Source organism: Ochrobactrum sp. Marseille-Q0166 (genome assembly GCF_014397025.1).
GTDB lineage: Bacteria > Pseudomonadota > Alphaproteobacteria > Rhizobiales > Rhizobiaceae > Brucella.
On record NZ_JACJUO010000003.1, the window covers coordinates 311,737 to 323,613 of the forward strand.

The following is an 11,877-nucleotide window of genomic DNA, read 5'->3' on the forward strand; positions in this document are numbered from 1 at the left end:
GGAATTGTTCAGATATTCCCTGCGATTTTGAAGCGTAGCGTGTTGTCAATAAAGCTCTTTTCTCCAGGTTCGCTTTCATTGGAACCGAACGGCAACTGGGCACGTAGCTTCCAATTGTGTGGAATATCCCATTGCTGTGCAACCAGAGTGTCGATCACCGGATTATAATGTTGCAGGCTTGCCCCAATCCCGACATTCGCTAAAGCAGTCCAGACGGAAAACTGTGCCATTCCCGACGATTGCTCGGAGAATTCGGGAAACTTATCCGCATAGAGCTTATAGGTTTCCTGCAGATCATGAACAACCTGCTGGTCTTCATAGAAAAGCACCGTGCCTACTCCCGATGCGAATCTCTTTAGTTTCGCTTCAGTTGCTTCAAATACATCTGCGGACACGAGAGGTCGCAGCGCTGCCTTGACAAGATCCCAGAACTGAACGCTTTCGGAACCATAAAGGATGGCGACGCGCGAGCTTTGGGAATTGAAGGTGCTGGGCGCATGGCGCACCGCTTCCTGAATTATACTGGTGATGTCTGCCTGAGACAGCTTTACGTTCCTACCAATATTATACTGGCTTCGACGGCGGCGAAGATTATCGATAAAGTCATGGGCCATTACAGTTCTCTTTGCAGGTGAACAGAATTTTGGTTTCAGGCAATAGCTGAACGGATAGTCGAAGGTGCATAAAACTGACAGGTTGACCTGCCCCGGGCAAAGTCGTCAGGCGATAAATTACATCACTTCTGGAGATTTTTTTTCCATCTATGCGGTTCATGCGCTCATTTTATTATACGAACACGTTCAAATTGGAACGGACGGCAGTCTGGGCGCTATGGCCGTACTGGGCAGCACTGTTGGGATGTGTTTTTCTGGTATACACACGAGTGCCTTATCGGGCTGGTTTTTTTCTCATCTTTTGCACCGCAAGCCTTTGATAGGTCCTCAAATTATTTCCCCCTGAGAAAGCCGGCATAAATGAGCAGAAAAAATCATCCGCCGAGCTGTGCCCTTTTCAGATGCACCGGCTGCTGAATTCTTATTTTCCACGGTGTTTCAACACCAGCTTCATCGACCGCAACTTTGTCGAAAGAAGAAGTCAGTCACGAAACGTTGTTTGATTGATTTTCCCCCAAATGATGAACAAGCGTTGCATTTCGCTCAACAAAATCCATGTCGTGGCACACTAGGATCACTATGTGCCCGGACTGTTTCTCTTCTGAAATGATCTGCTCCAGTCGTTGCGTCCAAGCTCTGTCCAGTCCGCGTTGAGGTTCATCAAGAAGGATGATATCGGGATTGTTGGCCAATACACATGCAAGTGTCAAAAAACGACGACTTGCATAGTCAAGGCCAAGAGGATGCGGACTGGCGAATTGTGTCAGCCCGGTTCGTTCAAGTACAGTCGCACAATTCTTTCATCAATTCGCTGTTTTTCGTGCCCGAACTGTTTTGGGCCAAAGGCAATCTCTTCCTCATCTGTGGATGCAAAAAGCTGCTGTTCGGGACTTTGAAAGACTGTACCTATGTGTCTGGCAAGCTCATGAATCTCCAACTGGGACAGATTTTTTCCATCGTGCTGAACTTGACCGAACTGGGAAAGATGCCCTTGTCACCCCAGCGTTTCCAGCGGTTATAAAGCGTCCTGAAGGGACCGTATTCCTTCGGTGCATCGCGCCATCTGAGGCCATTGCGGTTTACGAAGATGATGCCACTCAGAACGGATGGATCATCAACCGCTGACGGCCATGGCTCTTGGGGAAATAGGGCTGAAGACGAGCCATTTGCTCCTCCGTCAGCCAAAAAAATTACTCATCAGCCAGGCTCCTTCTCGCAAAGCCTGAATCAAGCCCGTCAGCTAAAATCAACAGGTCCTGACCTTGGTCAATCACGAGTAATGTTTGGCAACAGAATTGGTTGGTGAAGCCCATCCACTTAGCTATGTCGCTTTCTTTGACGATATGCACGCGCACTTGCCTGATCACCACACGGGGACATGGCACACCAAATCCGATTACCGGCCCGTGATTTATCCACGAACATCACATGGCAGCGTGGTGAAGCGCATTGCTTGATGCGCATGCGGTATGGGCCGGTGAAAACATCGATTGCATCCCGCGCGATCAGACCAAGAATTTCGTTCATCTCGGCTGCGTCCGGCGGTTCGGTGCTATAGCCATCACAAGCGATACGCAAAACCGGCATACCTGAACGGGCATGAGCATTGATCAAAGCAATATCCGCCATCAATATCTCGCTTTGATTGATACGATTATCGGCCAGCCTGAATATTGCCTCTCGCAAAGACTTAGTTTTTGCAAGATCTTCGTGTGTCACAGCACATGCAAGCGGTGGTAGCTCCGCTTCACAAAGCCATCTGTCCAGTAGTGAAGGCTCTGAAAATCGGTCTATCCCCTTGGCTCTGTCTTTTGACGCCGCGACTGTCGCGACAAGATTGAGCGCAACACTGTCCGAACGGAACAGGAAGCGCCAGCTTCCCTTATTCCGACGCTCTTTCGGATGCCTGGATTTTGCATCAGTTATGTCCATCAGTTCGCTCTTTGCTTGGCAGACCGTCCAGCTTCGAAAGCTGGACGATACTTATGAGATAAGTGCCAACAAAATCAACTGTTCGCCGAAGGTGTCGCCAACTCAAGATCAACAGCATATCTGCCGACTTCCTGTATTTTTACAGCCACTGGATCGTGCAGCGTGTAGATACGGGCATCGCGCCAAAAACGGTCAAGCCCCAGCTTCAAAGTCGCAGAACGCGCGCCAACGGCCTCGAAAATGCGCGATGTTACCGAAAGTGATGCTGCGTCGGAAGCAACCTTGGCCTGCGAGATGAGATCAGCAATCTCCCCGCGACGTTCCGGCGTCAGCCTGTTTTCGTCAATGTCTGCCACCAGTTCGCCAAACGCCTTGTTGGCGACAATTGATAGCGCAAGAGATGCGCTGGCTGTGGTTATGGCATTGCCGATGCTATCTGCAATATAGTTCGGCACAGATGCATTCTGTGCATTTTTGCGCAAATGCAGTTGCGACAATGCAGCATCAATTGCCCCCAATGCCGTCCCATTGAGAAAGTTGACGAACATGATTTGAAAGGCCAGCGAGCCTATCGACTCATTAAGCGGACGTTTTGTTGGATCGGCCGCCGATGTGCTGAAAATCGCGTCATCCGGGATGAACACATTTTCAAATACCAGACTGCCCGATGCCGAGCGACGTGCCCCAATGCCATCCCAATCATCAGCATGGACAATGCCCGGCGTCGACGCATCAAGAACAAAAGTCAGACGTTGTTCATAACCATCGGGAGCACGATAACTTTCACCGACGACCAGACGGTCAGCTGTTTGTGCAGCGGTCGCAAAGCTTTTCCTGCCATTGGCAATGTATCCGCCATCGACCCGTTTCAGGTCTGCGGCTGGACCGGCTGGGTTGTTGGCGCCGCCCCAAAGTGTCGGCGACTGCAACGAATCTTTCGCGGCTTTTGAGAATACCGGCCCACGCCCGGCAATCTCGATACGCAGCAGGTGCATGTAATTATAGCCGAGAAGTGCTGCGGCTGATAAGTCAACGCGTGAAATCTCCCTGATCGCAAAAAGCGCATGTTGCCAGCGCGCATCTATCGCTTTCCGGCGGTCGTCTGCTTTACGAAACAGCGCCAGACGCTCATCGATTGTTAATGCTGCCAGCCCGGACTGGCGGAGAAGTGCCGCTTCCTCAACGGGAGCGGAACCTTTACGGTCCCGCTCTGCCACATGTGGCGCAAGCTCAGTTTTCACCTGCTCGACGCGCGCCCGGATGTCCGCTTCGATTGGCGGGTCAAACCATTGCATATGCCGAAAGGAGTGCGCATGTGCATTCATGGTTTCACATCCAAAACGGCTTTACCATGCAAACGCCGGTCAAGAAGCGCCGCAACAGCTTGATCAAATTGGCTCCAGTCACCGCGCCATTTCACTTCCGTCTTAAGCTTGCCCTCAGCCAGCCATCGCAGCAGTGCCGTGAGATAAGCGCCCACCCGATACTCGGAAATCAGAAAGCCATGGATGTGACGGCCAACCGGACCAACCGTGCCGAGATTGCCAAACACCGCGTCTTCACCCGAAGCCCAGCCGAGGCTTTGCACATTGCCGTGGCGGTTAAGAAGCTTGAAGGATTGCACGAGCTGCGGCCCGCCGACATTATCGATGACCAGATCAATACCTTCCTTCACATCATCAAGGCTGGTCACAACAAGGTCCGCACCAAGTTCCTTCAGGCCCGTTGCACTGGCTTCTGATCCCACAGAGGCGATAACGCGCGCACCACCCAGCCGTGCAAGCTGAATTGCAAACCGCCCTACGCCGCCGGAAGCACCGGTGATCAGAACGGTTTTGCCTAAGATTGGCCCACCAAGCTGTAGGGTCGCCAGCGCCGTAACAGCTGCTGTCGGAAGCGTTGCCGCTTCTGCCGGATCGACACCCTCAGGAATGACTGCGATATCCTCCACATGTGCAATGCGCTTCTCAGCCCAGGCGCCAAGTGGGGCGCGTGTGACAACCAACGTTCCGATGGGCGGTGCTTTGGTTTGTGGGCCAACGGCCACAATTATACCGGACGCATCCCATCCAAGAACCGTACCATCGGCCTCAAGACCGCGCGCACCCCGTCTTGTTTCACCAAAATTCAGTGAGGTATGTGTCACATCGATGAGCACCTCCCCATAACCCGGTTCAGGGGTGGTGCGCGTGGCGAAACGCAGACCGCCGGAAGTTGCCTTATCTGTCTCGATAACTCGAATGGTCATGCGGTGATCCTTTCCAGACGTCCTGCAATCGAAGCGCCGCGGGTAACGACGTTATAAACAAAGCTGTTAAGCTCAACACGCTGGCGCAGATCTTCCAGCTCAGCATCAGATGCGGGGGACTGGATTTTCGCTGTATAGCGAAGTTCCAGATCAACGGGCTCGCTTGAGCCTGTTCCGATTTGTCCCGGTTTGCTGACAGCCTCAGCGACAACTTCCAGCGCGTCGATCTCGATATCGAGTAACGACGCCTGAATAAGAAAGCCATGATTGAGGCAACCAGCAACGGCGCCAATTAGCAATTCACCCGGGGCCGGACCAAGATCAAAGCCGCCGCCAGCGGGCGATCCATCGGTGATAATCTGAAAATCACGAATGAAAAGACGACGGATGCCGCTGCGTCCTTCGGCAACAACACGGGCAGAAAGCTGGCCCGTGCCAGATGGCTGACCCTTTCGTGCGTCGTGCAACTTTCTCTTGTGTCGGATGTATTTCGTCAGACCACTGGTCATGGGTATTTCCTGTATTCATATGTTGGAAAAAAGGCTTATTCAGCAGGTTTGATTTCGTATGGCAGCGTCCAGTCATCCCGGCGGATGTCCCATACGACTTTGTCGCTGTAGGCATAGGTTTGCGGCAGATCCCAAAGAAAGACGGCGAGCGCTTCATCAGAAGCCACTTCGGTCGCACGTTTTACCGATGCAAGCTCGGCATCCTTGGTGAGTGCGGCTTTTGCCTGTTTTACCGCTTCGTCAAAGGCTGCAGGAACGGGTCCAATCGTCTGAAAATGCGTGCTGCCGAGATAGGTGAGTGTTTCGGCTGCGATGCTTGCCGTATCGGCGTAACCGAACCACGTCAGGCCAGCGGCTTTGTCGGATGCCGCGCGCTCCGCATGGGACGAGGCAGGTAGAATATTGAGCTGCGCACGGACACCAACCGCTGCCAGTTGCGCCGCGATAATCTGCGCTGCCTGCTCTCCACCGACATAGGTGCCTTTGCCAAACACCATCTCGACATCAAAGCCATCCGGATAGCCTGCTTCCGCAAGCAACGCTTTGGCCTTTTCGGGATCATAAGGCCACGGCTTGAGGTCTGTGTTGTAGCCCTCATGAAAGCTGGTGATGATCTGGCTGTTGGCGGGGCTTACCAATCCCTTGAAGAGCGCCTTGGTGATAGCTTCCTTATCAATGGCGTAATTCAAAGCCTGTCGCACACGCGCGTCATCAAGCGGCTTGATATTGGTGTTGAAACGGATGATCTGTACACGCGTGCTTGGACGCGCACCCACCACCAGATTGCCATTGCTTTCGAGCTGTGCGAGATCCTGTGGTGCGATAACGGCTGCGGCATCAATCTCGCCGGATTTCAGGCCATTGATCTTGGCCGCGGCATCGACCACAACGCGGAACTGCGCCTTGGTAAAGGGTGCGGCCTTACCGAAATAATGTTCATTGGCTTCAAGGCGAACGTCGCCCTCTGGATTATAGCTCAATAGCTTATAAGGGCCGGTGCCAAGAGCCTCAATCGCTGGATTGTGTGACTTGGCCCATTCAGGTTCCAGATAGAAAATGCCTGCCAGTCGCTTGGCAAACTCGATGTCCGGCGCTTTCAGCGTAAAGGCAACCTGATGTGGCGAGAGGACTTCAACCTTATCGACCGCCTTCATTGATGAGACAATCCAGCTAGGCTTTTCGGACGATAGAATGCGCTCAATATTCCACTTAACGACGTGAGCATCAAATGGCACATTGTTGGAAAAAACCACATCGTCGCGCAGATCGAACACCCAACGCGTATCGGATTCCTGTTTCCAGTCCTTTGCGAGAACGCCCACCAGTTTGCCTTCACCATCAAGGCGTGTCAGTGGCGAATAGATCGAGGCAATGATACTCAGATCGCCACGCAGATTACCCCCGACGGCGGGATCAAGGGTCTGCAAGGCATAAGGCAGCGCCACTACCAGTTCATGTGTTTTGCCATAGTCCGCAGGTGCCTGCGCGTGGCTCGCCGATAGCGTCGCAGACATGAGAAGCAGGCTTGCTCCCATCAGTCTCAAGGCGTGGAGTGATCGCTTTACAATCATGTGTCTTTTCCAGTTTTTGTGTTCAGATTCAGGGATTGGGAGCGACGAGTGGCTTTCTGCCGGGGATGGCCGCAAGCAACTGTCGGGTATAAGGGTGCGCCGGAGCCTCAAATATCCGGCGGGTTTCGCCGCGTTCGACGATTTCACCGCCACGCATCACCACGACTTCGCGACAAAGCCGTGCAATGACCGATAGATCGTGCGAAATGAGCAGTTGCGCGGTGCCATGCCGACGCTGCATGTCTTCCATCAAGGCAAGCACGCGCTCCCGCGATGTAGAGTCGAGCGCCGCGACAGGCTCATCGGCGATTAGAAGTTTGGGGCTTGGCGCAATCGCCCGCGCGAAACCCACACGCTGCCGCTGCCCTCCCGATAAACGCCCCGGAAGACGATGCCACAAAGCCGGATGGATGCCGACTTCTTCCAACAAGCCTTGCGCAACTCTCACGGCCTCAGCTTTGCGAAGCCCTTTGGCGAGTAAGGGTTCTGCCACTGTTTCCACTATGCTTATGCGTGGATCGAGAGATGAATATGGGTCCTGAAACACATATTGTACGTGACCTGAGCGTGTCCGCGGACGCAGCGCATTCCCATCTATCAGGATATGGCCCTCATCTGCACGCTCCAGCCCGGCAATAATACGTGCCAGTGTGCTTTTACCCGAACCACTTTCGCCAACAATACCGAGCGTCGTGCCAGCCCTCACTGAAATATCAATGCCACCAAGCGCACGCGGACCGTTGCGGAATGTCTTTTGAAGGTCTTTCACTTCAACGAGTGGAGGCTCTGAAACAGCCTCATGATGTGTGCCACTCGCGGCCGCAAAAGTCAGTTCACTCGCCTTAAGAAGTGATCGTGCAGCGTGGCTCGTGGGATTTTTAAAAAGTACATGCGTAGCGCCACTATCAACAATCACCCCGCCATCCATGACGACAACGCTATCCGCTCGGTCCCGGATCACGCCCATGTCGTGGGTAATCAGCAGAACACCGAACCCATGACGCTTTTGCAGCCGGGCAATAAGATCAAGAATTTGCGCCTGAACTGTCACATCGAGTGCAGTCGTTGGCTCATCCGCGATAAGCAGCTTGGGCTGTCGCGCCAAAGCCATGGCAATAACTACACGCTGCGCCAGCCCGCCCGAAAGTTCATGTGGCCATGCGGTCAGCTTCTTCACCGGCTCGCTGATGCCGACCTCTTCCAACAGTTGCAGGCAGATATTTGCAGCCTTGGCCTTATCGCGGCGCATGGCAGGCGACAGGGCTTCAAAGAGCTGCGCACCGACACTCAACCGCGGATTAAGCGCTGTTGTCGGGTTTTGGAAAACCACACCAATCTGTGAGGTTCTAAAATCACGGCCACCACCAGATATGCCAAGCGCGAGTGGTGCTCCATCGAGATAAGCCTGACCATGAGCTTGCAAACTCTGGGGCAGAAGACCCGCAACAGCCATTGCAGTGAGTGTTTTACCGGAGCCGGATTCACCAACAATCCCAAGCGTTTCGCCTTGTTTCAGCATGAATGATACCGGACCGGCGAGTACAGTTTCTTTTGACCTGACAACCAGGCCTTCAACCGACAGAAGCGTATTTATAAATGTCATGCCGGCTCTCCTGTTTCGCGCGCGGAAAGCCTGCTTGAAAGGGCATCGCCCAAAAGCTGCACACCAAAGAGAAGGCTGAGGAGAGCGAAAGCAGGCATAAGCGACAGCCACCAGGCGGCCCCAAGCTGCGATTTTCCCTGAGCGATCATCAGACCCCAATCGGCAGTTGGCGGCTGAATACCCAAACCAATGAAGCTGAGACCGGCTTCTGTCATGATGATGAAGGCAGCGCTTATTGTTGAGGTTGCAATCAGCAGCGGCAACAGTCCCGGAACGATATGGCGCAGAACGGACTTCCACAGCGGAACACCTGCAAGCCATGCGGCTTCCATATAGCCCTGATTGCGCGCGTTCAGCGTATAGGAACGCGCGACACGAAAATGCAGAGGCCAGCTTTCAAGCGCCAGAATAAGGATCAGGTTCTCCAGCCTTGAACCAAACAATGCCAGTGCAAGAAGCGCCAAAACCAGACCGGGAATTGTCAGTTGAATTTCAGCGATCCGAGCAATGATCTGATCAATCAGACGATTGCTCAAACCTGCAACGATACCCAGCAGGCTTCCGATCAAAGCGGAAAGAAGCGTTGCAATGCTCGCAACCAGCAGCACAGGCCGTGCGCCGTAAAATATCCGGCTTAAAATGTCTCGACCAAGATCGTCGGTGCCGAGCCAATGCCCGCTATTCCATGACGGCTCTTGCAGAAACGCCATCAGATCACTGGAGTTGGGCTCATAAGGTGCAAGGAACGATGCGAAAATGGCGGCCACCACCCAGAGGAGGATGATCAACAGACCGATCTTGCCTCTCAACGCCAGCCTTGGTGTTGGAATTTCGCGCGAGAAGGCCACAATTTCAGAATTTGAAATCTCGCTCATTTTGTCACCGCAGTTCGTGGATCAACAACAGCGATGAAAAGATCGGCCAGCAGATTGCAGACACTGACGGTCAGCGCGATCAGCACAATTGTCGCCAAAATAACCGGGTAATCTTTCATACCAACGGCGCTAACCAGAACGGTGCCGACACCCGGCCAGCCAAAGACCGTTTCTGTGAGAACAGCTCCGCCCAACAGGGTTCCCGTTTGCGTCCCCAAAAGTGCGATCACGGGAACCAGTGCATTGATTGCGACGTGCTTGAAACGCACACGACCCAGCGAAATCTGTTTCGATAAAGCAGTACGCACATGGTCGGCGCCCTGCTGTTGTTTAAGACTGGTGCGAAACAGCCGCGCTACGGGCGGAGCGATCAGCAGAGACAAAGTCAACGCGGGTAGAACGAGATGACGCAGGCTTCCACTGCCTCCCGTTGGCAGCCATCCAAGCGTCAACGAGAAGAACAGAACCGCAAGAATGCCGGTCACAAAAACAGGCGTCGACTGCACGACAGTCAAAAGTGCCAGCGGGCCTTCACGAAGAAACCGGTTTGATGACGTGGCCGACAGATAACCAGCAGCCAGCCCTAATGCAGAACCGATCAGAAGTGCTGTCAAAACCAGAACAAACGTCAGTGGTATGGCGGGCGCCAGAACATCAATCGCAGGTATGTCAAAACGCAGGGATTTTGGAAAATCACCACGTAGGCTGTTAAACAGGAACTGCGCATATTGCTCGATCAAAGGGCGGTCAAAACCATAGCTCGCGTTCAGTGCAGCGATTTCTTCTTTCGTCGCTTGTCCGCCAGCGAGCAGAGTGGCCGGGCTGCCGGTTGCGAAAATCAGGAAGAAAACCAGAGAAACCGAACCGAGAACCGAAACCGCCGTCGCACCAAGCCTTTGCAGGATAAACGATGGGCGAATATCGCGTCTGCGACGTGGCAGCTTGCGCAGGACGTTCCGCTGAGCCTGCCCGCTATCAAGGCCCTCGTCGGCTTGCAGCCAAAACTCCTGTTCGCGCGATGTGATGGTCATAACGAGCTTTCGATGTTTAAATCCTATAAAATTTATAGACTAATAAGCGTCAGGCTTTAAGACCCTGACGTTTTGCAGATTTCAGGCAAAAGAAAACAAATTACTAAACAAGCAGAACAATTGAGACGCGCATACGTCAGTGGCCATGGAGCTGACGAAAGCCTGATTTCTTCAATCACAAAAAACAGTAAGCGACGACTGCCTCAGATCACGCTTGCGAAATTGCTCCGCACATGCAGATGCGAGCCGGAAGTGGCATGCACCAAGCCATCTTTATAAGCTTGTAAATCGAAGGATCGGAGAACGGATAAGTCTGCCGCCTAGTCGCGTGCAGACGCTTACCTTTTACAGATAAGTCGAATAAAAACTGACTATCACATCGCTAAAAATGGATCTCAGGTACCAAGCCTCTTCCAGAAGGCTCAGATATTCTGTCTCCAATGGTCAGCTAGACGAAGCACAAGTGCTTGTATTGATTTTATAAAGTGTTGCGATCTCGGCAGCGACAAGCTCTTGAAGCTTCCACAGATTGCGATCACGGATACCTTTTTCTTCCAGATGCTTAACCGTCAGATAAAGATATTCAGCACAAGAGCCGATATGACCGCATGCCCTTGCCAAAGTGTGCGCTACCACCTCAAGCGGCAGCCCATCGAGAACCCGCTCTCCACGCGGACCCGCCCAAAATGTCAGGGCGCGAACCGGGCCTTCCGGCGTATCAACAGATACCCAGCGAATACTGGAGGCATCACTTATTGAGCTGATTTCCCGGCGGATCATGCGTTGAATCTGGGCAAGCCTCTCTTCGTCAGACAACCGAAAGGCGATGCCGTTGCAGCTTCCGCCGCGTCGCAACGCGAGCATTAAACCGGGCTGACTTTGCGTGCCGCGCCAGCGCGTCAGGCGCAGGCAGAACGACCTGTGCCAGCCTTGCAGCCGGCCATAACGCCAATCGACGGCATCGAAATCTGGTTTCCATATGAGCGACCCATAGGCAAAAACCCATAGTGGTGCGTCACCGCTTTCACGATGGAGCTTTTTAGAAAGTGCCTCTACATCCTGATCAGTCATAGGAATCCGGTTAGGCTCCGGCCCCCGGTCCACTTCCGCTCGAATGCTCAAAGAGACCATCGCCTCAGTCAGCGTCATTCTGGATGCAACGTCACTCACTGCGCTTCCCTGCTCAAGTCCTTAAAGATGCTTTTGCATCGTCAAGCTGACGGATTTTGGAAAACAAAACTTCGCGATCCGACAGGTGACGGTCAAACAGCGCAATGAAGACCGTATTATCGGCAATATGCGGCAGCGGAGCCGATTGAGCACGGCGCAAACTTTCATTCGCAGCCCGTTTTGCCGTCTCTACTGCGGCCAACAAGGAAGCAATTTTCCCTCGCTCTTGCACGCATTCACCAAAACCCTTTGATAAAGAATGCTGATAATCTGACTGAATTTGCATCGTAATCACATCTCCTATCAATAGCGTTTTCGATTTAA

At 53.1% G+C, this 11,877-nt stretch carries 12 protein-coding genes and 1 pseudogene; 1 reads left to right on the forward strand and 12 read right to left on the reverse strand.

Annotated features, from left to right (window positions below; translation table 11 throughout):
* Positions 1-8 precede the first annotated feature (8 nt).
* Positions 9-614 carry a nitroreductase family protein gene (locus H5024_RS19920; RefSeq protein WP_187548937.1) on the reverse strand — a complete coding sequence of 202 codons (606 nt, stop codon included), beginning with the start codon at positions 612-614 and terminating at the stop codon, positions 9-11.
* 697 nt (positions 615-1,311) lie between these two features.
* Between H5024_RS19920 and H5024_RS19925 the strand changes: the two genes are divergently transcribed.
* The gene (locus H5024_RS19925) at positions 1,312-1,635 is read left to right on the forward strand and encodes a hypothetical protein (protein WP_187549158.1); all 324 of its coding nucleotides are present in this window, start codon (positions 1,312-1,314) and stop codon (positions 1,633-1,635) included.
* Here the strand turns inward: H5024_RS19925 and H5024_RS19930 are convergent.
* From H5024_RS19930 to H5024_RS19980, 11 genes and pseudogenes are all read right to left on the reverse strand, one after another.
* A pseudogene (locus H5024_RS19930) lies at positions 1,596-1,780 on the reverse strand (transposase); the annotation flags it as partial. The gene H5024_RS19925 and the pseudogene H5024_RS19930 overlap by 40 nt on opposite strands.
* Before the next feature lie 151 nt (positions 1,781-1,931).
* On the reverse strand, positions 1,932-2,546 hold the full coding sequence (locus H5024_RS19935) for an ABATE domain-containing protein (protein ID WP_187548938.1): 615 nt from the start codon (positions 2,544-2,546) through the stop codon (positions 1,932-1,934).
* A 74-nt stretch (positions 2,547-2,620) separates the two neighbouring features.
* Complete coding sequence (locus tag H5024_RS19940) at positions 2,621-3,871, reverse strand: hypothetical protein (protein ID WP_187548939.1); 1,251 nt, start codon at positions 3,869-3,871, stop codon at positions 2,621-2,623.
* Positions 3,868-4,794: a zinc-binding dehydrogenase gene (locus H5024_RS19945; RefSeq protein ID WP_187548940.1), complete on the reverse strand. Its 927-nt coding sequence runs from the start codon at positions 4,792-4,794 to the stop codon at positions 3,868-3,870. The genes H5024_RS19940 and H5024_RS19945 overlap by 4 nt, the downstream gene beginning before the upstream one ends.
* Positions 4,791-5,303, reverse strand: coding sequence for an OsmC family protein (locus H5024_RS19950; protein ID WP_187548941.1), 513 nt, complete (start codon positions 5,301-5,303; stop codon positions 4,791-4,793). The genes H5024_RS19945 and H5024_RS19950 overlap by 4 nt, the downstream gene beginning before the upstream one ends.
* 35 nt (positions 5,304-5,338) lie before the next feature.
* Positions 5,339-6,874, reverse strand: coding sequence for an ABC transporter substrate-binding protein (locus H5024_RS19955; RefSeq protein ID WP_187548942.1), 1,536 nt, complete (start codon positions 6,872-6,874; stop codon positions 5,339-5,341).
* Between the two features lie 28 nt (positions 6,875-6,902).
* Positions 6,903-8,477, reverse strand: coding sequence for an ABC transporter ATP-binding protein (locus tag H5024_RS19960; protein WP_187548943.1), 1,575 nt, complete (start codon positions 8,475-8,477; stop codon positions 6,903-6,905).
* Positions 8,474-9,352, reverse strand: coding sequence for an ABC transporter permease (locus H5024_RS19965; protein WP_187548944.1), 879 nt, complete (start codon positions 9,350-9,352; stop codon positions 8,474-8,476). The genes H5024_RS19960 and H5024_RS19965 overlap by 4 nt, the downstream gene beginning before the upstream one ends.
* Positions 9,349-10,383, reverse strand: coding sequence for an ABC transporter permease (locus H5024_RS19970; protein WP_187548945.1), 1,035 nt, complete (start codon positions 10,381-10,383; stop codon positions 9,349-9,351). Before H5024_RS19970 ends, H5024_RS19965 begins: the two co-directional genes overlap by 4 nt.
* A gap of 444 nt (positions 10,384-10,827) precedes the next feature.
* Complete coding sequence (locus H5024_RS19975; RefSeq protein ID WP_187549132.1) at positions 10,828-11,532, reverse strand: gamma-glutamylcyclotransferase; 705 nt, start codon at positions 11,530-11,532, stop codon at positions 10,828-10,830.
* A gap of 34 nt (positions 11,533-11,566) precedes the next feature.
* The gene (locus H5024_RS19980) at positions 11,567-11,860 is read right to left on the reverse strand and encodes a hypothetical protein (RefSeq protein ID WP_187548946.1); all 294 of its coding nucleotides are present in this window, start codon (positions 11,858-11,860) and stop codon (positions 11,567-11,569) included.
* Positions 11,861-11,877 lie beyond the last annotated feature (17 nt).